The following is a 24,151-nucleotide window of genomic DNA, read 5'->3' on the forward strand; positions in this document are numbered from 1 at the left end:
AAATGGCGCAGTGGATAGCGCAGATGGAGGGCGAGGGTGAAGTGCGCCCAGGCGGCTATGTAGTTGCCATGACCAGCTCCGGCACCAGTGTCACATCAGATATTCTTATCCTGAAGAAACGAGAAACACCTCTTAATATCACGCATGATAAAAACGGGGAAATCTAAGGAACGGAATATCCTTTATTGAAATGCATTTTTCATATAGCTTACACATAAGAAATAAATATATATATCCATATTTAGTAAATCACAAATTCAGTGGTAAAAAATCAGTTCATCCTGATGATATATCTATGATGATAATATGCAATATAATAAAAAGTTGGTGGTAAAATTACAGATATAATATAAATTGTAGTAGTGAGGTTTAATTATGTCTAATTATATTTATAACATGATAGTATGTTCTAAAGTAGACTTTTATAGATTATTTAGATATACATCGTATAACAAAGGAGAGCCAATACCAAATATATCATTTAATAAATTATTCGATATTCATTCTTTGGATGATGATTATGATAAAATAGGAACGCCGATATCCTATGGTTGGGGATATAATTATATAAGCCGTTCTGATGATAAGTGTATTCTAAAATTTCTAACACGAAATTACTATCCAATAGAAGCAATAATAAAGGCTATTGAATTATCAAATGATATAGAGTGGTATGTAGTAGAGGAAAATCAAATTTATGTATCTAAATTCTATTGGAATAATAATGTAAAAGAGGCGGTTTTATACATAGAAAAAGATTACAGTGATTGGTACGATAAATATATAGAATTTGAGGATGCTTTATTCGAAGAAAACGAAGCAGATTGCGGAGTATGGTATTTTTTGAAAAGTAGAAAAAATAAATGGGCAGAATGGAATAGTAATGATAATTTCTCTCGATATAGGGATAATTGTGCATATAATGTAAAATATCCCTTCTCAAAAGATACATAACTTAGCAATAAAGCTGTTGATGTATATGATGTGAAAATGGAAGGATAATTATGAGAGTAATTGATATATGGCCAAAATGGAATAGTGTAAAGTTACCACCAATTTATAAACGACACGGACGTGAATGCTACCTTGACCCCATTAGAAAAAAACTAATCTACATTACCCCCGAAGAAGAAGTAAGACAACGTGTGATTTCTTACCTCTCTGAAGTATTGCATGTCCCATTAAGGGTAATTACTTGTGAGACACATTTATCGAAGTATGGATGTAAAACAAATAAAAGAGCCGACCTTATCATACATGCGTTTAATAGTGAAGATAAACTTTTTTATCCGATAGCAGTTATAGAATGCAAAAGTCCAGACGTTTATATTTCTGACAAAGAAGTACATCAAGTTGTAGAATATGCTGATTATCTTGAAAGTGATTATGTAGTAATTGTAAACGGTGTAGATATTATTTGTTGGCACTATGATAAAAATACAGATGAATATGTTCCAATTAGCGATTTACCTGATTATATAGAACTTTTACATGGTGTATATGATGTATTGCCAGAAATAGGGCCACTTCCTCCGCGTACACCATATGATGAACTTCAAAACGTACTTGAAGATTACTATGATTTCAATACTATTGGTGAAAGTACTGATATAGAAAAAGCAATTCCTATGGTCAATTTATGTGTGTGTTATTTAGATACTACACACAAAATGACAGCAAAAAAATATAATAATTTTTCTTTGATAGAAGATTACGGAATCAGACGGGTAACATACGGAAACGCATCAGGAGGAACCTTTAGCGGTGATTATCGGTCTTTTCTTATAGAATACAACGGAAGTACTGAAATGGTTTCGGTTGCATTAAGTACTTACGTTACTTATGCTAAGCCAGATATTGTGAAGACTTGCTTAAATGTCGCAATTGATAATGAAAAGGTAAGCCATCATGCTTTACAATATGTTATTGACGAGAACATGGTAGTAGGAAAAGATGAATATAAATTCTATCATCATGGAAGAATTGCAATTGGAAGAATAGGTTCTGGCAAAGTCAATGAGCTAAAAGAGTTCGTCCGTTCAAATTGCCCTGAGCTGATTGATTCCAATCAATTTTATTTAGGTTCTTTACCTAAAAATCAACTATGGTACCTAGATAGCCCTGTTGTGGCTAATTTCTTTGCCAACCTAATTGCTTATTCTTTAATTCGGGATGCTTATCGTGAATATGTAAAGAACAGAGCAAACAAATTCTGATGTAACTGGTTCACACGGAGGACGATAAAATTGGTTAATTTTAACAATTACAGCAGTGAAGCCCATGCCAATTTTGTCATGGACTATGGTTACTGGCACAAAGCAGACCCTAAACGCGCTGCCTTTGTATATCTATTAGGTATATTGAAAGTAACAAGAGAACATATTAGATATATTTTCAATTTTGAAACCGAGGAAATAAATACTGAATGCCTTTCGTATGCTTGGATTACTCCTCTAGCACGACGAACTATCATGCTGGCATACAACCTTTACACAAATTGGATACCTGAAGAATATCCTGAAGACTGTTCACCATCAGCGATATTTGACCATGATAAGATTCGAGAATTTCTTATTGAAGGGGTCAGACTCAGATATAAAGAGAAGTTAGGCGGATGAAATAACGCAACAATTTTCTTTGTAGGTTTACAATGATACACTCGTCATATTGCGACAAAAAGTTCTTTTGTGGTAGAATTTTTCAGGGAATACTAGCAATAGCGAATTTTTGGGGGAGGAATTCTATTTGGCTACTACGAAGAAAACGGCTGCAGTAAAGAAGACCGCAACTGCTGCAGCTAAGAAGGCGGTTAAGACTGTTGCTGCCAAGGTGGCAGATGCCGCGGTGACAACTGCTGTTACAAGGGCGAAGACAACCACTAAGAAAGCCACCAGCAAGAAGTATGCATATATCTTCTTCAACTGCAATGACAATAAGGATGCGCATTCCATGAATGCCCGTTACAACAATGAGGTTTTCGCAGATACGACATCCGGCAGAAAAGCATTGTTGGCAAAGGTTGAGGCAGAAGTAGTTGCTAGTTGCGTAAATATTGCGGACAAAGATGCAGTGGAGCATGATATTCTCAAGGGTGATCCCACTGAAGCCAGCAGCAAGATTCAGTATGGCGATATTGAACGCATGATATTCATGGCATAAATCATAGTGACTCTTTGCAAAAGAGGGCCACTTTTATAATACGAACCTTCCAAGAAGCTGTCTTTGACGGCTTATTTTTTTGCGTTGAGTAAAATATTGTATAGTTTTTCAACCCCTAATCAGATTTACAATACCCTCATAGGAGGCGATAAATAATGCTATATGTTGCAAGGGACGGTGTCGGGGAAATTACGGCTATCTGTAATAACTCGACCACCGCCGAAAACTTACGGGCACTCATTGACGATAGTATCGAGGAAGTGCCAACTGCCGGAGCGGCAGAGGATTATGTTTTTACCATTGACGGCAGGGCTGGCTCCCAGCACATTGCCACCAGTGGAGCGGAGGTAGTGGATTTCATAACTTCCACACCGGGCATCGAGTTCAAGAAGGATAGTCAGTTTTACGGCTTGCCGCAGGATGAAGCCATGGCGGCTATTCAGATTTGGCTGGATGATGGCCACATGGCCAACGAACTAACCGAAGAGCTAAACGGTGCCTTAGTAAGTGAGTATAGGATAAACACCATATATTCCAAGGCTGCCCCTATGCTGGAAGGGCGAGATATTGACACTGCATTTAAGGAAATGTATGGCCGAGATTACCATGAGACAGCAGAAAAGGAGAAACCCACTATGAATCAGTACATGAATGAAGAACCGGAGATGGATGAAGCAAACATCGCCAGCATGATTGCTTCCATGGAAGGTTATATGGAAGATGTTAAGGAAGCGGCCCCGGCAGAGGCTTATGAACAAGTTGCTGCACCTGCAGAGGAACTTAAACAGCACATTGAAGATTGCCGAACCGCAGAAGAATGCTTTGGGCCTGAGCCTGCAATTCGGGAGGGGTATCAGCCCAAGCATGAGGAAGTATGCGACAGTTTAGATAATCTTTCCAAAACCTACCAATCTGAAAACACCTCTACGGAAGCCAAAGCCGTAGCCTTAGACCACAGTCTATGAGTGATGTGGTACAGGTCAATGAGCGTTACTTTTATGTAGACAGCGTAGGTTTTCAGGAACTTAACGTCAAGCCCTTCAAGGATATGGAGCTTATGACCCCGGTTTCCAACGAGAAAATCGAAAAGACCATAACTGCAGACCGGGAAGCCATAGGTGCAGACAAGCATGATGCCTACCAGAAGAGCTTCAACGAAGCGTATTTTGCCGGTTCCCCGGTAAATTTCTCGAATTCCGGTACGGTAGAGGACGATTACAACAAGTTTATCTTCAATAATGCCCAGAAATACAGTCTTTCCAGCCTCCGCTCTGCGGATCAGAATGGATGGGAAAAAGCAGACGAGGCTTTTTTAGAAGAAGTTGCCCATAAGAGCTGCAAAAAAACGGATATGTAGATAAAACCGACATTGACCGGCCACCATAACCCTCTTCAAGTTAAGCCCCAGAATGGCTGTGTTGGAAGGGGACAAGCAGGAATATACCAAGAAACTCAAAGATAACGTACTGGCAGGGAATTTCTGCAAGACGCATCTGGCATCCCAAGAGACTGCTGTAGCAAGATAAGAGGTGTACCCCATGAGAAGCATAGTAACAGACATAGACGTAGAGCGCCCTTGTGATGGCGAGTACTATACCATCTACTTACGGCAGGGAAAGCTGGTAGGGAATATGCTAATGCCACAGGAATCTTTAGAAACAGGAAAGAGCTATATGGAGGCCGCGCAGGCCTATCTCGATGCCCATGCAGAAGAAATTCCCAATCTGGCAGATTTGCCCAACTTGGAAGATGCTGGAGCCGTTACCCAATACCTTGTAGAAGTATCTCAGGACAGCGATTCAGGCATGGTATTCATTGGAAATGACAGTGAGAAACTTGTAAGTCTCATAACAGAACTGCATGAACGAGATAACCGCATCCATACCTTTGACGATGTAATGAAAAAACTAGAAGAGGCCTTCCAAAAAATTCCTTCCATTCGGGACTATATAGAATGTAGTAGCCTAGATGAGTACATTCCCCGCGGAGAACCACTGCTCCACAGCTATACAGGCCTAGCAAGTGTCTTTGCCTGTACTGTGGCCGTGGCGAAAGGTAAAGCACAAGAGGCAGCTAAGAAGGCCAACACGACCATCAGCAGATAGAAATAAGCTCCGACCTACATCGTTCGATGTAGGTCGGAGCTTATTGGGATTTAATATTCTATTGGTGTACAACGTGATATGGCGCTTATTGCCGTTTTTGTAGAACATTACAACTCAAGCTAAAGCTGATAACAATATTTTGAGGGATGTGCAATTTTTTATACATGCTTATTTATATAATGAAGGCATAGAATTAGATAAAGTACCATTGCAAAACTTTTGGAGGTTGCCTAATGGACAATAAAGCAGATATAAAATCGCCTGAAATTAGAATGAAAATCATTGGCATAGGTGGTGCAGGAATCAGTGCACTTGAGCGACTTATAGAGGATAATATCACTAATCAGGAACTGATTGCCATTAATACTGATGCAAGGTCATTGCGATATGCACAGAAATGTGGGGCTAGAACTATCCAGATTGGTAAAAATGTAACAAACGATTATGGCACTGGAGGGGACGCGAAAATGGGGGAGAAGGCAGCCCGTGATGACATTGAAATACTTAGGGATGCATTTCGAGAAACTGACATAGTATTCTTGACAGCAGGACTGGGGGGAGGCGCAGGTACTGGTGCAATGTCTGTCATTGCGGAAATAATTAAAGAAATGGGCATACTTTGTATAGGTATAGTTACCATGCCGTTCACCTTTGAAGGAGGAAAACGCCACCGAACGGCCAAAGAAGGGCTGGCTAAAATCAAGGACAAGATGGATGCCCTAATTGTCATAGAAAATGACCGCCTCCTAGCACCCAAGATTATGAAGATGAGTCTAAATGCAGCATTTCACGAAGCGGACAGTGTTTTGCGCCAAGGTATTAAGTTAATCGTTGATTTGATATTAGATTTTGGGGACATAAATACTGATTTTGCCGATATCCGAACTATGCTTCGCAGTAGCAGCAAATCAGATGCAATTCTGGGTATTGGTGAAAGTGAAGACGGTTCTGTCATCGAGGCGTTGCAAGAAACAATTAACAGTCCATTCTTTAACCATAGTCTGAAAGGCGCTAAGTCCATTATCTTCAACGTTACAGCAGGTGAAAGTCTTGAGCTATATGCTGTTAATGAAGCCGCGGAGTATCTGCATGAACAAACACAGAATGAAGAAACAGAAATATTCTTTGGTACTGTTATCGACAATGAAATGGACACGAAGGTTAGGACAATGCTGATTGCTTCGGGTTTTGAGTAAAAATGCATTGTTTGACATCAGTTGGATTTTATAAAAATACGATTATCTATGAAAACAGAGGTGGAGATCATGGATAGACAAGTCATCTGCACGAAAAAACAATATTATTGAAGAATGTCGGACACGCTATATTAATAATCACGAGTACTATGAAAAGCTAGTGGACTTCAATATTGATAATAAATTGGCAGAATTAGATGCGAAATTAATTTAATTTCAGGAAAATAAAGGATGAGTACATAATTCATAATAAATAGAGATAAAGATGCAAGCAAATTAATATATAGTCCTAGAATAACGTCAACATAGGAAGGAATCGGCAAAGCAATGGAGAAATAAGCTAACATAAACGAGAAAAGATTAATTATCAATGGATAAATTCCCATGACCACAAGGGATGGGGGATTCAAGGTGCTTGGGTAAGATAGTTGTTCACCGTAGAAGGTAATGATGCTAGGAGGGATATAGGTGAATGAAAAAGAAGCTATTACTTCAGTAGTTGCAATAGGTGCGAATACACATAGGTATTTAGAAAAGATAAAAGAGCTCATGACCCTTGAAGAAACGGATGTACTTGATTGGAATGAGATGTTTGAATATGGATTGAAAATAAGTCAATTCAATTTTATATCAACAAATGTAGACTTAAATTCCAGTGTAATCAAAGAGATTATAAATGACATTCCTGTGTGCTTTCTTATAATAGATGCTGGTGATAGTAAGTCTCTAAATTATACAAGACAATTGGGGGATTATATACGGACTCTAGATTGTGGGTTGAGCATTGCATTGGTACTCGGTATTTACAATAACACATTACCGTCTAAAGATATTATTAAGGAATTGTATTCTCATGTTGATGTAATTATTGAGCTGGATACTTTAGCAACCGACGATAGCGGTAAGGTCATTGCTGCATATAATATTATTCGAGGCATTAATAGTACTCTAGTTAAACCTCTTTTATGTGGATTTGATTTAGCTGATTTGCATTTACACCTAAAGTCTTCAGGTCTACTTCAGGTTGCATGGGCCATAGAAAATTCTGAATTAGATAGTTCATATAGTGAAACATTACAGATAGCTACACAATCAGCATTAGAAGTATTAAAAAAACGTGTTATCGTTGAAGAAGTAAGAAGTGTATTCCTATTTATTGAAGGTAGGGACACTGCTTTGGATATTATAGACATAGAAAAATCAATTATGATGGTGAATAATACTTTTCCTGAGTCAGTTATGGAATGGGTGGGGTCAACTAGCAAAACTATAGGTAATGAGGTTAGAGTTTTGCTTGGGGCCGCATACGCATAGAAAAACATAATATAAGATATATGGCGACATAATAAATTATAGGAGGGCTGGTAAATGGAGTTGATGCATCGATACCAAAAATTAAAGGATAAGGTGATTATAAGAAGGCAAGAGTTTATAGAATTGATGGATTATGTAGAAACTAAAACATCATACTTAACATCTCCTGCTTCAACAAGATTTCACTTATGTATAGAACGTGGATTGTTAGAGCATAGCGTAAATGTGGCGGAAAATCTGTTAAAAATAAAAGCAGCAATAGCACCTGAAATCAGTGATGAAAGTTGCGTAGTTGTAGCATTGTTACATGACTTAGGTAAAGCAGGGATGCCAAACCATCCACAATATATTAAAAATGAACCTACTGAAAAACAAAAAGCGTATGGGTATCGAGCCAATCCTCCCTATCGTTTTAATGACGAATTAACATATCTTAGTGTACCGCTAAGAAGTCTATATCTCATTCTACGACGTTTTCCGCTTACGGAAGAGGAAGTACAAGCTATAGCATATCATGATGGCCAATATGTAGAGGATAATAGAAGTGTAGCAACCCATGAAGAGAAACTAACCTTGCTTCTACAATATGCGGATAGCTGGAGCTGTTTTGTCGATGAAAAAAACAGCTCCAATTAAGGATATTATGATGATAAGATCCTTTTGATACAACAGAGTATTAGTCAGCTCTTATGATAAATTGCGAAATGAACTTCGATTATCGCTCTGTTTAAAAGGACAAACAAAAACGGCATATTTAAAGAGAGAAAGGAATGAAAATTCATGTCATCGAATGTCAATTATTTTGTTTTTCGCATCAACTATGATAAAGAATTTGAATTTATTCGCAATGAATTATTGAAAGGAACGCTTCGTCAAGGTTGGGGCGCATCGGGAATGGATGTAACAAAATCTGTGGATGAATTCTCCGTAGCGTGGCAAAAGAACTGGGGGGAGGAAGACAGCGAAAAGAAAATAACCCGCAAGTACAACAATATTTGCATTATGAAGGAAATTAAGCTCGATGACATTATCATTATTCCCAAAGTCAGCATATTGCATGAAGATAGCGGACGATTCTTCACCGTTGCGAGATGCAAAAAGCCCTACTCTTTTTCTCTGCCATATAATGAAAAAAACGATTTTGGGCATTGTATAGGTATCGAACCGTTGTTTAGCGTTCCTTATGACTTCAATGGAGAATCGCAAAGTGTCAGCAATAAATTCGGCGTTTATCGTTCAGCTTTAAACCGAGTCTACATTAGCGATTTTTGTTTAGCAGTAGATAGCTTGATTAAAACTTACAATAATGGAGCCGATTTTTTTTCAGAACAGAGCGGCAACTATCTTAAAATTCTATCCGATACGACAATGGACGCTAGAGAATCTTATTTAGATAAAATGGTTGGCGAGATGCAAAAATGGCAGAATAAAACTTTGGAAAATATTATTGAGCAGCTTTTTAACAAAAATGGATATGCAACTAAGAAACAAAATCACTATGACGGGGAGGGGGGAGACATCGATTTAGTGTTTCAAAGTTACAACGAAAATACTTTGCTAAGTAATATTTACGATTTGACCGACAAAGATAATGCGCCAGATATTTATGTACAGGCAAAAAAGAAAAGACATACAGACTACAATGATATAAATGGAATTGAGCAGCTTTTACAGATGGAATCTAAATCTGGTAAACACAATATTTTAATTGTTATAAATTTAGCAGATGATTTTACGAAAGATGCCAAGCAACGTGCCGAAGATGACGGTGTAATTTTACTAAATGGAAAGAATTTTGCTTCCCTCTTAGTTCGTTACGGCATTGATGTTGATGACATGGATTAAAACAATAGAAATATTGCCCCAAACTAGAGGTGTACAATATGGAGAAAACTTTCATTCCTGGCAATAAACGTATGCTAGGTATACAGATTTTAGGTGTTCTAAGTCGCTATTCTAGTAAAAAATCTCCATTAACCCATAAACAAATTATTGATAAGCTAAATAGCCAATATCAAGTGACTTGCACACGCAGCACACTGGCAGCTCATATCACGAATTATCAGACCACTGAATTTCATAATATACTTGGCTATAATGTAAAATGTGATAAGCCGGGAAAAGGATACTATTTGGAACGAGAATTCAGTGATGGGGAATTAAAACTGCTGATAGACAGTGTAATGTCTATTCGTTCTTTACCTGAAAATGATGCAAAAGTTCTGATAGGTAAGCTTCTTCGACATGGGAGTCAATCATTCCAGCTACGAACGAAAAGCTATACTTCAGCAGATATGCGAGGATTGCCCCATTCTCCGAACCAAGAAGTACTTGCAAGCATTGCCGTCATAACTGATGCTATAAATGATAATCATAAGTTGAGTTTTATCTACAATGATATTGCACTCAATTCTAATAATGAATTAGTGTTACATCCACGAAGCAAAGAGAGGTATTTCGTAAACCCTTATCGGATAATGCTTTATAGTGGTCGTCTATATTTATTATGTAACACAGATCCCCATGAGAATTTATCAACATATAGAATTGATAAAATGTCACTAGTACGGGAGGAGCCCTCTAGTATTAAAACTTGGCGCGATATAGACAAAGCCTATAATCCACCTAAAACTATGTTAGAAAGTCTACATATGTTTTCATCGGATATCATTGACATTGAGTTTTGGATAGAAGAAGATTGCCTAAAAGACGTAGTAGATTGGTTCGGCTGGGGATATTTCAAAATTGATGACAAAAAGGACACCCGGCTACTAATCCGGTTGAAATGTAACGAAACTGCTATGTTGTTTTGGGCATTGTCATTTGGAGAGTATATTGAAATAACAAAGCCTAAAGAGTTACGTTTTAGAATAAGAGAATTAGCACAAGAAATATACAAGAAACATAAAATTTGAGTATATAGCCATTAGATAACAATAATATTATAAATTGTAGGATATGCCTGTTATTATAGTATAGATAAATAAGGAGATTATTTTGATATGGGTTTTCGTATGTCTAAATCTAAGGTGAGATATGAGCAATTAGATAGGGCGATGAAACTTAATAAAGTGGTGGATAAGACCATCCCTTTTTATGATGGCAAAAATAATACTTGGTGTCTTGTTGATGGTACGGACAAATATAGTGATATGTATTTGGATAGACTGATACAGAAATTTGCTGGGTACAAGATGCAGTACCGCTACACATGGTTAGGTGAGACTGTTACACGTAAAGTATTTGCTGAAGTACTTGAAGACGTGATTACTAGATATGAGGACTTGAACATCGATGGATTTGAGGTGGATTATAACAGTCAGCAACTAGAGTGGCTGACTGTTATTAAAAATAAATTAATAACGGAACAAAAGAGAAACGCTGCTGAGATACCTCATTATTGCAAAAAAAATAAAGAATGGCAATGTATGATAAAAATTTCTTCAAAAGTAACACCATATAAAGAATGCGGTAGTATTGAGTATGTTTTTGGCGAATATTCAGGATTCGGAGAAAAATATAATTTTAGGCATGATGATATATCAAAAGATGAAAAATGGCCGGACCATGAACATGATTTTGCAGGGGTAGTATACGCTCTCATAAGTTCCCCTAATCATTTTTCAGTGAATGGCTTTGAAGGACAATACAGTATTCAGCAACTTGAACTATTAAAACTTGTGAAGGAAAAGCTGCTCACTAGAAGAAAGGCTAATTATACTTGAATAATTCTGGTGTTTATGAAATGAGATAAAGCATTATTGCACATGTATAAAATTTTGTACATGTACTGATATATAATTTATTAGAAAGATTAATATCAGTAATATAGGAGGACATCAAGATGTATAAACCAACTCATGTAAAAAATGCTTTATCTGCTATCGAAAAAAGCAATCAGATAAACTTGATTGTAAGCAATTATTGTCGAGTGTTTTCAGATACAAATGATAAGTCTATACGAACGGAGCATATAGCTAAAACTTTATCATTACTAAATATTTCTCCCTATATAATTGTGGTAGCGTTTCAGCGTTTAAGTATGACTCAAAATGAAATGCCAACACTCAATCAAGTTCTTAATGTTATACGAAGTGTCGAGAAAACTGCTGGTGTAATCGCTCACAATGCACCTAAGCCGATAAATGCATGGCATGAAGTTATTCGTCATTTATCGGCCATTACTCCTCCAGCATGGTCACACCCCTTTATTGAAGAAGCTGTCTATAGTATCGGGAAAAGGTATATAATGGAGAATGAATGGGAGGCTCGTGATTTATTTATCAACGTATACAAAGAATTATGTGAAGATGAATTAAATAGAACACTTATATGTTTTATGGAATAAAACATATAATATCTTTATACTAGTTCGATATGATGGCAGAACTAAATAGGGGAATACAGTATGTGTAATCTAGAACTTGAAAATCTTTGGCATCAAATTTATATTAAAGGAGAAAGATATTTTTCATCAGGTTTTTGCGACATATTTTTGACGGATTTAAAGCCGATATCACTGAAACCGCCAATTTTTACCATTGGCGCAAGATGTAGTGCTATTTATATGAGAAAGTATAACCCTTATATAAAAATTATAGAAACTTTGGTAAACGAGCTTATAAATAGTCAAGAACATATAAGTGTAAAAGTGGTTTCAACTGATTTAGAGGTAACGAAAAGACAATACCCTATTGACCAAATATGTGCTAAGTCGTTACCAATTAATCATGAATGTACATTTGAAAGCTTTATTATTTATCAAGCAAACCGTATTGCATACAAAGCTGCTAATTCTTTAGTGGATAGCTCTGGAGATATTATAAACTATATTTTCCTTTACGGAAGTATGGGGGTGGGAAAGACACATCTTTTGAACGCCATAGCCAATAGTGCTATGGCTAGTACCAATAATAAAAAAGTTCTATATACATCTGCTGAACAATTTGTGGATGAGTATCTTTACTTTAAGAGAGAACAATGTGGTAGTTTTTACACAAAATATAATGATATTGATATACTTATAGTCGATGATATTGAAGGTTTATATGCTGACCGTGATGCACAAAGAGAATTTTTCTTACTATTTAATAAACTATATGATTCAAAAAAGCAAATAGTAATTAGTTCATATTATGCCCCTGATGAATTGTTTCGATTGGATGATAATCTTAGGTGCTGCTTAAAAAGTGGCTTTATAACAGATATCCAAAAGCCTGATTATAATGCACGTATTGCCATTTTGGAAAATATTGTTGCAATAAATGGTCTTGTCATTCCACAGATTGTCTTGGAGTACATTGCCCAACATATTGATAATAATATAAAAAAACTCATAGAAGCACCAATGGCGGTTCTTAATTATGCCTCTTATAATAAGCTTAACTTAAACCTTGATATCATGCATGGTGCAATCAATTATATATATAGCCTAAGATAACACTTTCAAATATCACGACATATTTTATAAGTCTGTATTAAGTTGTAATATGTAAATATATAAGGTGTATATATGCATTGTATTCGCAATTAGGAGTGAGAAATATGGAGGGATTCCTCAGTTCCATCAATTTTCATAGATATAGGTGTTCTATCATGGATTACGATTATACATTTACTTATAATAATATAAAATTTGGTGTTATAACTGGGGAAAAGGGGTTGTTAATAGTAAAAACGGGTAGCGGAGGGAATATTTATGGTTATGAAAATAAGTATTTACTTTTATCAGAACATGTAAATCAAAGATATAATTTTTCTGTTATTGTTTCAGATAATCCTCAAAACATAAGCCCGTTGGAAAATTTTAATACAACACTATTAGTAGCTGAAAGGTATAATCTTAGTTTCAATTGTCACGATATTTACTATTTTGGCGTAAGTAAAGGGGCTAGTTATGCTGCAATGTATGCATATAAATATAACTGGGTCACTAAATGGCTGGCAGTAAATATGCCAATTTTTATTAACTGGCATCTATTAAAAGATGGCTTAGATAAATTGAATGCACCGCAGAAAATGTTTGTGCTATTTGGAACTAACGACCCTTCATATCGTTATAATGAAGTATTAGATTTAGTAAAAGGTAATGTTAGTAAAGGTTTTATTCCTGATATCGATCACAATTTTAATAATTCTACTGATAAATTTATAGAGATGCTAGATGAATATATTTTTGCAAATTAAATTGTTTATTTTTAGTACGTATTTAATGAATGATAACAATATCCACGAATTTTCCAAAAAATTTTTACAATGAATATTTTCGTACTTCTGCATCCGATAGTGAAATGGAGGTCATTAGTAGGGGATGGCTGTGCGTGAAAAAACTAACTGGTATGGATTATAAGTTGGAAAGCAGGGGTGAAATAAACACATTTGAACTAGCAATAGAAATGTTTGAGTAACAAATGATGCAAGGAGACACGAATAAGATATGGTTATATTATCATGGCAATAAGTTTTGAGTCAATAAAAAACAATATATGTGAGGGATTATTGAGTGTTGATATCCTAATGGAAAACTTTGAAGAAATAGCTTTCCTTGCAGAAGATATATATTATATTCGACTTAGTAATGTTGATATTGCTTTTCCATCTTCGCCCTATCCAAATCATGCACAATTTTACAAAGCTTATGATAGGGTAGAAATTATCATAAATGAACAGGCAAACAATTGTCGGCGTAGTCCTTTTCATCGACCATATTCTCACAGCATGAATCCCTTTGATAGATTGATTGATGGTTCAGATATTGTAGCTTTAACTTTAATATATGATGATTACATAGATATTCCTGCCGTTCTAAACTATTCAAAAAATATTAATGCATTAACAATATATGTTCCATATCAAGAATGTGATAATGATAAACATATAAATAAACTGCAAAATACTATGAAAGATTCAAATGGTAGGTTAAAGTCTTTCTCAAGTTTCAATGACAGATTACCGATTATCATAGCTCCAACACCCTCTTTACATATAATTTACGTCTTTTGTTGCTGAAATAGTCAGTTTATCCGAAAGGCTTGCTGATATCAATACCCGCTTCGCTTGCTGTATGGACATCAGCAAGCCTTTCGGATCTGGAACCAAGAGCAGCAACAACCTGGAGTCTGATGACTCCAATTACTACACATACAACCACTGGAGTTAGTAGTCATTAACATTTCAAGTAATTAGCTTCTTTTATATGTAGGAGGTTACATTATGAAAATTACTTTCTTCATTTAAGGAGAATTAGCATGGACAGATTTTATAATGATGTATTGCACCATAATGCTAAAAAATGCATATTAGCTTATAATTTAAGTTCAAAAGAGATGAATGCAGTTGAAAAAATAGTTGATGAAAAATTTACTCTTATTAAAACTAATTTATTTACTGATTTACTAGCTGTGCCATCAGTAGGAGTTTTTATTAATACAAATATAATAAGTGAATCTGAACTAACTCGTTTGTTCGAGTATTACTTTGAGGGGCATTTTGATGATAAAAGCTGGATTATGGTATTCATGCAACCCGTCATAATCCCTATAGTATTAAAAGAGTCTTTTATTTATGTTTATAAAGAAGATAATATAATGCAAATTTATGAGCAACTATGTCATATTGCAGATGTGTATTGATAATTAATATTGAATATATCCCTCAGCATAAAGGAGTTATATATAAACAATTATAAACGGTGTTAAGCAAAATATAAATGTGGAATCTGAAAGGCAGGTGAAAATTTTGGACGTTTTTTCCTATGTTAATTCAAAAGACATTCGCCAGTATCTTCATGATATAAATTATCAATGTAATACTATTCAAGCAGCATGGCTCGTTTACCAGAGTGCCAAAATGTCAATGGCCGAGAAGTATGAGGCTTATCGCTGGATAATTGATAATATGCCCGACTTGCCTATGCCTAAGTATAGGGACTTAATTAAACATGATAGCATCCATGAGTATTTAAATCAAAATATAGAGTTTTTCGAGAAACATAAAGCAGAATACGAAGATAAAGGAAATATCGATTATCATATTACAGATGAGGAGGATTTTGATTACCTTTGGTGCTATTTTCCTACGCCATTCAAAAAAGGAGATATTGTTTGTTCATGCTTAAATTATCCTCATAATCATTCTGATTTATGCACTGGTATGTTTGTGTTGGATGAAATTAACAACACAGAAGAAGACTATAAAAGATATATGTACTGTGGGAAATATATTGATATGAATGCCTACGGTTGGTTTCAAGATTTTGATGGTACGATATACTATGAAAGTATGTCTAATTACATGAATCTCGAACGATATACCGGAGAATTATATGGACAGGAACGTATACTTATTGCTGTTAGCAATTTTGTTCAAGATAAAATTGGGTTTGAACTTTTACTTCAATCACAACGAACAATGATGATGCGTGATTACGGAGAATACTTGATGCCTAAGACATATACGGACGAGGGACTGGAACTTGCTGGTCTGACCAATTTACCAAAATTAACCAAAGCACAAAAGAAAGCAAACAATTTGCGAAGGAAGAAATTTCGCGATATATAACCTATTCAAAAACGACTTCATAGAATCGCCTGTAAGCCCCGGCTGGAAGATTTTGCTTATAAAGTATTGTGTATACACCTAAAAACGCTCAAAATGACGCTGCTGAGGTGTCTTATGATGGCCTCGCCCGTGAACGAAGCTGTTTTCATCGATATTCTGTATTTGGGTATATCGATCTATTATCTCGTCAAAATAGGCAGGAACATATTCCGTGTTTGTTTCGATTTTGATGACAAAGCCAGCCAGTTCGTCATGCTGCTCGGCAAATATTTTTTTGTTGATATCGCTGAACAATTCTTCCACTGACGGTTTTAGTATTTCGTTGATAAAATAGCCAGAGGTACGGTAAGATGGTGTTTTGTGTTCCATGAGATACATGAAACGCAGGTTGACCTTGCAGTTATCCTCCAACTCGCGCAGTGAGATATAACCGTAGGTCATGAATCCGAATAGCACTGTTTTTAGCATGCTGGCCGGGTTGTACCTGATGCGCCTGGCAACATGAGCCGGAATCTGATTCAGATACTTCTCCAAGTCGATTTCCTCCATAAATCGGTCGAAAACCAGCACTGGATCACAGATATCCAGATAATCTGAAATAAATATTGGCAAAACAGCCTGTTTGGGTTTAGAATAGTTAGTGGTTGAATTTTTCAAGGTAAGAAAATTTTACCACAAAAGGCGGTTCGTTGACTTGTTTTTAGTCTATGAACCGCCTTTATTTTTGACTGTGTTATTTCACAGCCCAATTTTTTTATTTTTTTCTCGGATATACGCCAATGGTCAATTTGTTGAGAATTGGCAGCTGTTCGCCGATTTTGCGGCAGACGATTGCGCCCAGCATGGCAAGGCCCAGCGTGGCAAAATAGAAAGCGATGGCGATTGGTGCGGTCATGATGCGGCCACTGTGCTGGAGCATCAGCGCAAGGTAGGTGATGGCAATTGGGTGCGCCAGATAGGCGAAATAGGAATGTTTGCCGAGCTGATGAAGCAACGGATTGAGGAAGGATGGATACTTCTGATAGGTAAATATCGTAAAGAAGAACAGCGATGCCGTAATGGTGTAGAAGATACCAGCTGGGCAAAGCTGATGGGCAGTGTTTATCGCCTCAAGCGCCGTGTAGCCATCGACAGCAATCAACTGGTAGTAGTAGGCAAGCAGTGCGGCTAGACTAGCCCAGAAAAAGGCCGTGATGCCAAGACGGTGGGTTTTCATGAATTTCATAAAGGCATTGATATGGACTGCCAAATAACCGCCGAGTACGAAAATGAACACATAATGCATGACCCAGTAGTTTAAGCGATACATCAGGAAAGGCTTGAGGATTGATGTGTCAGGCAATCCATAGACAAAGAGGTTGAAGCTCGTAGCAAAACTGGACCAATAGTCAAAGCCCAGCTGAGCGAGCAATAAAAGAGTGAGGCTTACGAAACCAGCACGTCGTACTATCCAAATCCATAGTGGCATCAAAAGATAGAACCAAAGCAGAATGACAAGGAAGTACAGCTGATACTTCGCATTGCCGAAGAACAGCAGTACGAGAAGATGCAGCGGGTCAGGAAAGCCCACGCCGTAGAGCCAGCCATCGTGCAGGAGATAGAAGAACGACCAAACAAGATAAGGGACGAGGACGGTTTTGAATCGCCGCTTCATAAAATAACGGAAGTCAAAAGGGGCTGTTAAATCCAGATTGTAGAACAGGCCAAAGGCGGAGATGAAGAAGAAAATCGGCACGCTGAAGCGGGTGGCAACCTCAAAAAGTGCAACAAGATCGACGTTGGCGGCGGTGTTGCTGAGGTATTGGGAACCGACATGGATACCGATAACACCCATCATCGAGATTCCACGAATATATTCGATGGCGGCCAGCCGTGGTTTGCGTGGCTTAGCTGCTGGGACTGCTTGTTCTTGCATGAGATAGAAAACTCCTTATTACGTAAATGGTGCGATTAATTTTCGAGAATGTAGTCGATATGGACACGGGCGGTAAGCGATAAACTGCCCGGTTCAATCGTCGTGGCGGCTGCGGTCTTAGCGGCGACCAGCATCGCGTTATCATAGCGGCGCGATTCAAGATAGCCGGTGCTCTCCGACACATTTTTTATGCCGATGATGCGTTTGCCGAGTCCCTGTGCCAGAATGTCAGCCTTGTCACGTGCGTCTTGTACGGCCTTCATCAGGGCTTCCTTGCGGACCGCCTGCGTGTTGCTGGCCGTAAAGTCGAGGGAGTGGATTTCATTGGCACCAGCTCCAAGAGCGGCGTCGATGACTTTGCCTGTTTGGTGGATATCGCGAACCATGACGATGATGGAATTGTTTACGGTGTAGCCACTGATTTCGTTGCGATGGTTATCCGACGTGCGATAATTGGGGCGGAAAGAATAGTTATTGGTTTGGATATCTTTGTCATCAATGCCCAAGGCTTTGATGGCCTTATTGACTTGTTCGGTGGTCCAAGCATTGTTGTTCTGGGCTTTGCCAGCATCGGCCGCCTGTGAAGTTACGCCAATAGTAATGGTTGCGCGGTCGGGTGCGGCAATGCCTGTTCCTTCGCCATCCACGGACAAAGTTGGAGCATTACTAGCTGCTGGTGCAGCTGCGGCAACACTGGATACAAACAGCGTGAGAGCCATAAAAACAAAAGCAATACGCTTGCAGTTCATAATAAAACCTCCTCAAGAAGCATGAAAAAAATTTCTTGTTCTATTCTATCATATTTCCTCCGTAAATACATGTTGGGTTTTTTACGGAAGATAGGGAGAAATGTTTACAAGGTTACAGAAAAAGTTTTCTTTCTAGCAGGAGATTTGCTATAATTAAAAGAACATATAATAATATTCATAGATTATATGTAATAAGTGACAACTAGGAACAAGGGTAGATTGGAGTGCTTTAGTATGATGGCATTGAACTTCCAGGCAGCAAAACATAAGAAAATGCTCATGGAACGCACGAAAAACTGTACGGTACGTCTCGGTGATGTATCCAAACTTTATCCAGAAGGCTCTGTCGTATGGATTACCACGGGCAAAAAAGGCGAGCCAAAACACAAGCTTTATTCCGCCTATCTTGATAAAGTACGGGTAAAGACCATGGGAACGCTGACGTCGAATGATTTAGGTCATCAGAATCCGGAAATCAACTCGAAGGAAGAATTGGTAGCAGATTTCGAAAAAATCTATCAGCGCCGCATCCTTATGGAAGATACCGTAACGGTAATTTATTTCACCGAGGTACACGAAGATTTGTGATGAATAGAAGAAAAGCTCTAGGCTGTAATGATCCTAGGGCTTTTTTATTGAATACGTTATTGTTTAAAGGGCATCATCGATATCCAGTAGATATTTCCCATAAAGCATATTTTTTTGTAATGCAATACTATGCCGAGGTCTGCCGCCAGGAGAATGTGACCAAAGCGGCTGCTATATTGCATATGTCCCAGTCAACCTTGAGCCTGGCCATGAAGAATATCGAAGAGGATACGGGGCTTAATCTGTTCCGCCATGTGGGGCGCAATATCCAGCTTACGGAAGACGGACAGGCGCTGTTTCATGAAGTGGAAAAGATGCTCAAGCAGGTCAAACGCTTTGAGTCAAGCGTCAAGGAGATTGCCAAACGGCACAATCGCCTGCAACTGGCGGTGCCTTCCCAGATTGCTACCGTAATCTTGCCGTTGCTGTTAGGGGAGTTTCGCCAGCTCCATCCAGAAATCCAGCTCGAAATCACGGAGCCTGCCGGTGGGGCGGCTCTGGATATGGTGGAGCGGGAAGAGGTCGATTTGGCCTTTGTCCATGATGCGGAAGGTCGTCCGAATCTTAGCTTGCGCAAGCTATCCTCCTGGCCCATCTGTCTCTGCGTGCCTCGTGAGCATCCGTTGATCAGTCAAAAAAGCGTCACCTTAGCAAAGGTCGCTGATTATCCCTTGGTATTGCTGAGCCGTAATTACATTTTGACCCGTCAGGTATTGGCTGAGTTTGCCAAACAAAAGCTCCAGCCACAGGTCTTGCATTATTCGCCCAATCTTTCCAGTGTCTGGAATATCATCCAGCAGGGCATAGCGCTCTCCATTTTGACTGGCAACGGCGTTTTGCCGGAAAGCGGCCTTGCAGCCATTCCCATCGAGGGACTCCGGCAGAAGGGATTTATTGTCACGAAAAAAGGACGGCAAATCTACGCCGATGAACGATGTCTTATCGACTTCGTCCGGCATAAATTTGCCGCTTTATAACTATCAAATCCCAAAAGTCAGCAGGATGTGAGAAGAGTGCGGGAGGGATAGGATTTTCGTATCTTGTCATTTTTGGCTCTCCTACCTATATGGCTTCAGTCACAGCTAAGATGAAGACTTGGCTGGAGGCGAACTGGCAGAAGATGAAACTGGATTATAAGCTGGGCGGTGCTTTTACCAGGTGGTGGGAGGATTATTCTTCCGCGTGTATCAACAGTTCTTCGGTGGTAGTATTGCCACCGCGCATGGCGAGCACTACTCCGCAGGCAATCAAGGCAAAGCCGGGGATGAAGTAACTGGTGATGGCTTCGTCGAGGAAGAGATAGCCTAGGAGCGTTCCCACAACTGGCTGGAAGAACATGAAGAGTCCGCCGATGGAGGCGTCCATGTAGGTCAGGCCTTTGCACCAGAGGACGAAACCGGCGGTAGTGGAAATCATGCCCACATACAGCACGGAGCCCCAAACTTGCGGCGCGGCCAAGGCGGCAAAATCCGCTTCGGTGGCAAGCCACCATACCCCGTAGGGCGTCAGTGTGAGAAAGGAAATCAGCACGCCGTAGAAGGTGAGAGTGAACACCGAATAGTGGTTGAGCAGCTTCAAGAGGACAGACATCAGCGCCCAAGTGATGGCAGCTATAAAAAGATATATTCCGCCCAGCAGGCTGCCTCCCTGCAGATTATCCGGGTCAATGACGATAAGCAGGACCCCGACAGTAGCCATGATTACGGAGAGCAGGCGGCTGAAACTGAATTTTTCATGCAGCAGCAGGCAGCCAAATACCACCATAAAGGCTGGCGTTGCCGCCGTGATTATGGAACCCATCTGCGCCGATGTCAGCATGGTGCCAGATTCTTGGGTGACAATGGACAATGTTTGACCGGTCAAGGCCGCAAGCAATAGTAGCTTCCAATCCTTGCGCGCGATTTTCCAGGAGGTTCTTTGGTACAGCATGATGAGGACAAGGGGGATAAGGGCAACGCCATAGCGCAGCCAGACCAGGGCTGTAGGCGTGATGACGCCGACCGTCAGGCGGACCGCAATGAACATGGCACCCCAAATGCTCCCTGCCAGGGACAGCAGTACCGAACCGATAAGTAAGTTTTGCAATGTGTGCTCCTTTTGAGACCGAGATAAAATAAATGAATGCTTGATATTATAGCGCAGTTAGCGGGATTCGGCAATGCGTGAAATCACACGGGGGAATTTTGACAAGTCAAGTCCAGTGTAATACGAGTCCATATTACAAAAAAGCATAGATAATCATTATATGTAAGTATTGGTAATCCAAAATCCCCCTGCAAAGTTTTAGGTTTGCAGGGGGATATTTTGCGTCAGAGGGTAAATCTTTCCTGCAGTGCCGCCAGGAATGCTTGGGAGGCTTTGGAAAAGACGGCATTTTTCTTCCAGGCGATTGAGGGCTCGGCAAAAATGGCAGGCTCCAGAGGGCGTGTGCAGAGATTGGTGCCCGTGGTGTTGATGAGTTCATCAAAGGAGATGGCATAGCCCAGCCCTTCTTTTACCATTAGGGAAGCGTTGTAAACCAGTGTATAGGAGCCTGCTATCGTGAGTTCTGCCAAGGGCTTTTGTAGCCAATCCAGCAGTTCATCGCCATGGGTGCTGGCCGAAAGAGTTTGCCGGGAGAAAAGCAAAGGGCGCTGCCATAAATCCTCTGCCCGGATGACATCTTGTTGCGCCAGTTCATCATCTGCGCGCAAGAGCAGTACCCAGCGGTCGCGGACAGGCAGGGGCAGTTCCTGATATTTAGCCGGGTCCAGTTTGCCATAGACAAAGGCAAAGTCAATCAGGCCGCGGTCAAGGCGTGTCATGGTGGTGCTGCCGTCGCCGCTGACAATATGAAAGCGCAAGCCCGGATATTTCTGGCGCAGTTTTTGCGCAACGTTCATCAGCAGGCCGAAGTGGATGGACTCCCCGGCCCCGATGCGAATATCGCCGCTGATCTCTTCGTTGCGTAATAGTTCTCCGGTGGTTTTGTCTACCAGTGACAGGATCTCCTCTGCCCGGCGGCGCAGCAGCTGCCCGTCTTCCGTAAGCAGGATGCGCCGTGGCTCACGGACTAGCAGCTGTTTGCCAAACTCGTCTTCCAAATCTTTTAGCTGACGGGATAACGTAGGCTGGGACAGATGCAGCTTTTCTGCTGCCCGGGAAAAGCTTTCTTCCTGCGCCACGGTAAGAAAGTATTTGAGAACCCGCAATTCCATGATATTCAACTCCTTGGTCTGAATTTGACTCTATAATACTATGAAAAACTATTACTGTAAAGCATAGGTAATGATTATGTATAAGTATTGGTATTGCATATATGGAGAATTTATAATGGGATTGAAAGGACGTGAACTTATGGAGAAGGAAAAAGGGATAAACAAACAGCTGCTTCTGCTTATCATGGCCACTGGTGTTTTTAGTATCCTGAATACGGAAATGGGCTTTATCGGCATTCTACCTTATATTGCCGAAAACTATCAGGTGACGGTGGTGCAGGCTGGTTGGCTCATCAGTCTCTTTGCGCTGGGCGTGGCCGTGGCGGGGCCAACGATGCCGCTACTTATGTCCCGCTTTAATCGCAAGTGGGTTATGGTCTTTATTTTGGGACTGTTTACCGTTTGCAGTACGATTGCTGTCTTTGCCGAAAATTTCTATGTGCTTTTGGCCGTGCGGGTGCTGCCGGCTTTCTTCCATCCGGTCTACTGCGCTATGGCCTTTACGGTGGCGGCAGGGCTGGCAAAGACCGGTGAAGAGCCAAAGATGATCGCAAAAATCAATATGGGTGTAGCGGCTGGTATGGTGGCCGGTGTGCCCATCAGCAACTTTTTGGCGGAGCAGTTCAGTCTGGCATTCTCGATGGCGTTTTTTGCGCTGGCCACCTGGCTGGTCATGTTGGCCACGTTATATTTTATGCCTTCGATGCCGGTCAAGGAAATGCTGGGCTATGGAGAGCAGCTTGCCGTGCTGAAAAAGCCCATGGTCTGGGCATCAATTGCAGCGGTGATTTTCCTTAACGGTTCGATTTTCGGTGTATTCAATTATCTGGCGGAGTATCTGGGCGTGGTTTCCGGTATTGCACCTTCCTTAATCAGTATATTGCTGTTAGTCTATGGTCTCTGCAATGTTGGCGGCAGTATGCTGGCGGGAAATCTGCTGACTATGCGGCCGTTGATGGTGGTCAAAATCTTTCCGCTGGCAGTTGCGGTAATCTATATTGCCCTGCTGGGCGGTGGCAGCATTTGGCCGGTAATGGGACTTATCGTGGTACTCTGGGGATTACTTGGGGGCATCAATGCCAATATCAATCAGTATTGGATTGCCAGTGCCGCCCCGGAAGCCCCGGACTTTGCCAATGGCCTCTTTTTGACGGCGGCCAATATGGGCTGCGTGCTGGGGACAACGGTCAGCGGTCAGTTCATTGATGCTTTGGGGACGCAATATGTGGTGCTGGGCGGGCTGCTGTTCTGCCTGCTGGCGGGCTTGACGGTTTGGGTGCAGTGTTATCGTCAGCGCAGCAATCCGCAGCTGTTGGTTCAGACTGAGCATTGACGGATGAGGTTTTGTATGCTTGATAAGCATAATACT

General features: G+C 39.9%; 28 protein-coding genes. 23 read left to right on the top strand and 5 right to left on the bottom strand.

The genetic code is table 11. From position 1 onward, the window contains the following. Positions 1–2: 2 nt before the first annotated feature. The 20 genes from T504_RS14490 to T504_RS0101070 all read left to right on the top strand — a co-directional run bounded on the left by T504_RS14490 (position 3) and on the right by T504_RS0101070 (position 16,333). On the top strand, positions 3–167 hold the full coding sequence (locus T504_RS14490) for a hypothetical protein (RefSeq protein WP_156033433.1): 165 nt from the start codon (positions 3–5) through the stop codon (positions 165–167). A gap of 208 nt (positions 168–375) precedes the next feature. Beyond that, positions 376–954 carry a hypothetical protein gene (locus T504_RS0100980; protein WP_033169161.1) on the top strand — a complete coding sequence of 193 codons (579 nt, stop codon included), beginning with the start codon at positions 376–378 and terminating at the stop codon, positions 952–954. Positions 955–1,004: 50 nt separating this feature from the next. Beyond that, entirely contained in the window at positions 1,005–2,216 is a 1,212-nt protein-coding gene (locus tag T504_RS0100985) for a type I restriction enzyme HsdR N-terminal domain-containing protein (RefSeq protein WP_033169162.1), read from the top strand. A gap of 30 nt (positions 2,217–2,246) precedes the next feature. Continuing rightward, positions 2,247–2,618 (top strand): DUF6075 family protein, encoded by a 372-nt coding sequence (locus tag T504_RS0100990; protein ID WP_033169163.1) that lies wholly within the window; start codon positions 2,247–2,249, stop codon positions 2,616–2,618. Positions 2,619–2,745: 127 nt separating this feature from the next. Beyond that, positions 2,746–3,159, top strand: coding sequence for a hypothetical protein (locus tag T504_RS13710; protein ID WP_051635116.1), 414 nt, complete (start codon positions 2,746–2,748; stop codon positions 3,157–3,159). A 155-nt stretch (positions 3,160–3,314) separates the two neighbouring features. Beyond that, positions 3,315–4,124 carry a hypothetical protein gene (locus tag T504_RS14710; protein WP_033169164.1) on the top strand — a complete coding sequence of 270 codons (810 nt, stop codon included), beginning with the start codon at positions 3,315–3,317 and terminating at the stop codon, positions 4,122–4,124. Then, a complete protein-coding gene (locus tag T504_RS0101005; RefSeq protein ID WP_033169165.1) occupies positions 4,121–4,516 on the top strand; it encodes a hypothetical protein in 396 nt (131 codons plus the stop codon). The genes T504_RS14710 and T504_RS0101005 overlap by 4 nt, the downstream gene beginning before the upstream one ends. A 181-nt stretch (positions 4,517–4,697) precedes the next feature. Beyond that, positions 4,698–5,264, top strand: a complete 567-nt coding sequence (locus T504_RS0101010; protein WP_033169166.1) for a hypothetical protein — start codon at positions 4,698–4,700, stop codon at positions 5,262–5,264. A gap of 233 nt (positions 5,265–5,497) precedes the next feature. Further along, entirely contained in the window at positions 5,498–6,460 is a 963-nt protein-coding gene (locus T504_RS0101015) for a cell division protein FtsZ (RefSeq protein WP_051635117.1), read from the top strand. A 468-nt stretch (positions 6,461–6,928) separates the two neighbouring features. Further along, on the top strand, positions 6,929–7,774 hold the full coding sequence (locus T504_RS0101020; RefSeq protein ID WP_033169167.1) for a hypothetical protein: 846 nt from the start codon (positions 6,929–6,931) through the stop codon (positions 7,772–7,774). Between the two features lie 54 nt (positions 7,775–7,828). Next, a complete protein-coding gene (locus T504_RS0101025) occupies positions 7,829–8,410 on the top strand; it encodes an HD domain-containing protein (protein WP_033169168.1) in 582 nt (193 codons plus the stop codon). Positions 8,411–8,554: 144 nt separating this feature from the next. Then, entirely contained in the window at positions 8,555–9,619 is a 1,065-nt protein-coding gene (locus tag T504_RS0101030) for a restriction endonuclease (RefSeq protein ID WP_033169169.1), read from the top strand. Positions 9,620–9,657: 38 nt separating this feature from the next. Beyond that, the gene (locus T504_RS0101035) at positions 9,658–10,689 is read left to right on the top strand and encodes a helix-turn-helix transcriptional regulator (RefSeq protein ID WP_033169170.1); all 1,032 of its coding nucleotides are present in this window, start codon (positions 9,658–9,660) and stop codon (positions 10,687–10,689) included. An 87-nt stretch (positions 10,690–10,776) separates the two neighbouring features. Continuing rightward, entirely contained in the window at positions 10,777–11,499 is a 723-nt protein-coding gene (locus tag T504_RS0101040) for a hypothetical protein (RefSeq protein ID WP_033169171.1), read from the top strand. Between the two features lie 119 nt (positions 11,500–11,618). Further along, positions 11,619–12,122: a hypothetical protein gene (locus T504_RS0101045; RefSeq protein WP_033169172.1), complete on the top strand. Its 504-nt coding sequence runs from the start codon at positions 11,619–11,621 to the stop codon at positions 12,120–12,122. A gap of 60 nt (positions 12,123–12,182) precedes the next feature. Beyond that, the gene (locus tag T504_RS13715) at positions 12,183–13,214 is read left to right on the top strand and encodes a DnaA ATPase domain-containing protein (protein ID WP_051635118.1); all 1,032 of its coding nucleotides are present in this window, start codon (positions 12,183–12,185) and stop codon (positions 13,212–13,214) included. A gap of 155 nt (positions 13,215–13,369) precedes the next feature. Continuing rightward, the gene (locus tag T504_RS0101055; protein WP_156033435.1) at positions 13,370–13,960 is read left to right on the top strand and encodes a hypothetical protein; all 591 of its coding nucleotides are present in this window, start codon (positions 13,370–13,372) and stop codon (positions 13,958–13,960) included. A gap of 312 nt (positions 13,961–14,272) precedes the next feature. Further along, positions 14,273–14,782: a hypothetical protein gene (locus tag T504_RS0101060; RefSeq protein ID WP_156033437.1), complete on the top strand. Its 510-nt coding sequence runs from the start codon at positions 14,273–14,275 to the stop codon at positions 14,780–14,782. 239 nt (positions 14,783–15,021) lie between these two features. After that, positions 15,022–15,405: a hypothetical protein gene (locus tag T504_RS0101065; protein ID WP_033169175.1), complete on the top strand. Its 384-nt coding sequence runs from the start codon at positions 15,022–15,024 to the stop codon at positions 15,403–15,405. A gap of 106 nt (positions 15,406–15,511) precedes the next feature. Beyond that, complete coding sequence (locus T504_RS0101070; protein ID WP_033169176.1) at positions 15,512–16,333, top strand: hypothetical protein; 822 nt, start codon at positions 15,512–15,514, stop codon at positions 16,331–16,333. A 78-nt stretch (positions 16,334–16,411) separates the two neighbouring features. Here the strand turns inward: T504_RS0101070 and T504_RS0101075 are convergent, their stop codons facing one another. The 3 genes from T504_RS0101075 to T504_RS0101085 form a co-directional block, all read right to left on the bottom strand. Beyond that, entirely contained in the window at positions 16,412–16,867 is a 456-nt protein-coding gene (locus tag T504_RS0101075) for a transposase (RefSeq protein WP_197018652.1), read from the bottom strand. Between the two features lie 220 nt (positions 16,868–17,087). Further along, positions 17,088–18,248: an acyltransferase gene (locus T504_RS0101080; protein WP_072022677.1), complete on the bottom strand. Its 1,161-nt coding sequence runs from the start codon at positions 18,246–18,248 to the stop codon at positions 17,088–17,090. Positions 18,249–18,283: 35 nt separating this feature from the next. Further along, positions 18,284–18,997, bottom strand: a complete 714-nt coding sequence (locus T504_RS0101085) for an SIMPL domain-containing protein (protein ID WP_033169177.1) — start codon at positions 18,995–18,997, stop codon at positions 18,284–18,286. A 234-nt stretch (positions 18,998–19,231) separates the two neighbouring features. Between T504_RS0101085 and T504_RS0101090 the strand changes: the two genes are divergently transcribed. After that, positions 19,232–19,585, top strand: coding sequence for an ASCH domain-containing protein (locus T504_RS0101090; RefSeq protein ID WP_033169178.1), 354 nt, complete (start codon positions 19,232–19,234; stop codon positions 19,583–19,585). A 119-nt stretch (positions 19,586–19,704) separates the two neighbouring features. Beyond that, entirely contained in the window at positions 19,705–20,562 is an 858-nt protein-coding gene (locus T504_RS0101095) for a LysR family transcriptional regulator (protein WP_033169299.1), read from the top strand. 193 nt (positions 20,563–20,755) lie between these two features. Here the strand turns inward: T504_RS0101095 and T504_RS0101100 are convergent, their stop codons facing one another. Further along, on the bottom strand, positions 20,756–21,670 hold the full coding sequence (locus T504_RS0101100) for a DMT family transporter (RefSeq protein WP_033169179.1): 915 nt from the start codon (positions 21,668–21,670) through the stop codon (positions 20,756–20,758). Positions 21,671–21,894: 224 nt separating this feature from the next. Then, positions 21,895–22,782: a LysR family transcriptional regulator gene (locus tag T504_RS15010; RefSeq protein WP_033169180.1), complete on the bottom strand. Its 888-nt coding sequence runs from the start codon at positions 22,780–22,782 to the stop codon at positions 21,895–21,897. Between the two features lie 115 nt (positions 22,783–22,897). On the opposite strand from T504_RS15010, the gene T504_RS0101110 reads away from it, so the two are divergent. Next, positions 22,898–24,115 carry an MFS transporter gene (locus T504_RS0101110; protein ID WP_081823326.1) on the top strand — a complete coding sequence of 406 codons (1,218 nt, stop codon included), beginning with the start codon at positions 22,898–22,900 and terminating at the stop codon, positions 24,113–24,115. The last annotated feature ends 36 nt before the right edge of the window (positions 24,116–24,151 follow it).

The organism is Selenomonas sp. ND2010 (genome assembly GCF_000702005.1).
Classification (GTDB): Bacteria; Bacillota; Negativicutes; order Selenomonadales; family Selenomonadaceae; genus Selenomonas_A.

Bases quoted from the DNA above. Each gene is read 5' to 3' on its own strand.
- T504_RS14490 (WP_156033433.1), top strand. From the start codon at position 3: ATGGCGCAGTGGATAGCGCAGATGGAGGGCGAGGGTGAAGTGCGCCCA.
- T504_RS0100980 (WP_033169161.1), top strand. From the start codon at position 376: ATGTCTAATTATATTTATAACATGATAGTATGTTCTAAAGTAGACTTT.
- T504_RS0100985 (WP_033169162.1), top strand. From the start codon at position 1,005: ATGAGAGTAATTGATATATGGCCAAAATGGAATAGTGTAAAGTTACCA.
- T504_RS14710 (WP_033169164.1), top strand. From the start codon at position 3,315: ATGCTATATGTTGCAAGGGACGGTGTCGGGGAAATTACGGCTATCTGT.
- T504_RS0101005 (WP_033169165.1), top strand. From the start codon at position 4,121: ATGAGTGATGTGGTACAGGTCAATGAGCGTTACTTTTATGTAGACAGC.
- T504_RS0101010 (WP_033169166.1), top strand. From the start codon at position 4,698: ATGAGAAGCATAGTAACAGACATAGACGTAGAGCGCCCTTGTGATGGC.
- T504_RS0101015 (WP_051635117.1), top strand. From the start codon at position 5,498: ATGGACAATAAAGCAGATATAAAATCGCCTGAAATTAGAATGAAAATC.
- T504_RS0101025 (WP_033169168.1), top strand. From the start codon at position 7,829: ATGGAGTTGATGCATCGATACCAAAAATTAAAGGATAAGGTGATTATA.
- T504_RS0101030 (WP_033169169.1), top strand. From the start codon at position 8,555: ATGTCATCGAATGTCAATTATTTTGTTTTTCGCATCAACTATGATAAA.
- T504_RS0101035 (WP_033169170.1), top strand. From the start codon at position 9,658: ATGGAGAAAACTTTCATTCCTGGCAATAAACGTATGCTAGGTATACAG.
- T504_RS0101040 (WP_033169171.1), top strand. From the start codon at position 10,777: ATGGGTTTTCGTATGTCTAAATCTAAGGTGAGATATGAGCAATTAGAT.
- T504_RS0101045 (WP_033169172.1), top strand. From the start codon at position 11,619: ATGTATAAACCAACTCATGTAAAAAATGCTTTATCTGCTATCGAAAAA.
- T504_RS13715 (WP_051635118.1), top strand. From the start codon at position 12,183: ATGTGTAATCTAGAACTTGAAAATCTTTGGCATCAAATTTATATTAAA.
- T504_RS0101055 (WP_156033435.1), top strand. From the start codon at position 13,370: ATGGATTACGATTATACATTTACTTATAATAATATAAAATTTGGTGTT.
- T504_RS0101065 (WP_033169175.1), top strand. From the start codon at position 15,022: ATGGACAGATTTTATAATGATGTATTGCACCATAATGCTAAAAAATGC.
- T504_RS0101080 (WP_072022677.1), bottom strand. From the start codon at position 18,248: ATGCAAGAACAAGCAGTCCCAGCAGCTAAGCCACGCAAACCACGGCTG.
- T504_RS0101085 (WP_033169177.1), bottom strand. From the start codon at position 18,997: ATGAACTGCAAGCGTATTGCTTTTGTTTTTATGGCTCTCACGCTGTTT.
- T504_RS0101090 (WP_033169178.1), top strand. From the start codon at position 19,232: ATGATGGCATTGAACTTCCAGGCAGCAAAACATAAGAAAATGCTCATG.
- T504_RS0101095 (WP_033169299.1), top strand. From the start codon at position 19,705: ATGCAATACTATGCCGAGGTCTGCCGCCAGGAGAATGTGACCAAAGCG.
- T504_RS15010 (WP_033169180.1), bottom strand. From the start codon at position 22,782: ATGGAATTGCGGGTTCTCAAATACTTTCTTACCGTGGCGCAGGAAGAA.
- T504_RS0101110 (WP_081823326.1), top strand. From the start codon at position 22,898: ATGGGATTGAAAGGACGTGAACTTATGGAGAAGGAAAAAGGGATAAAC.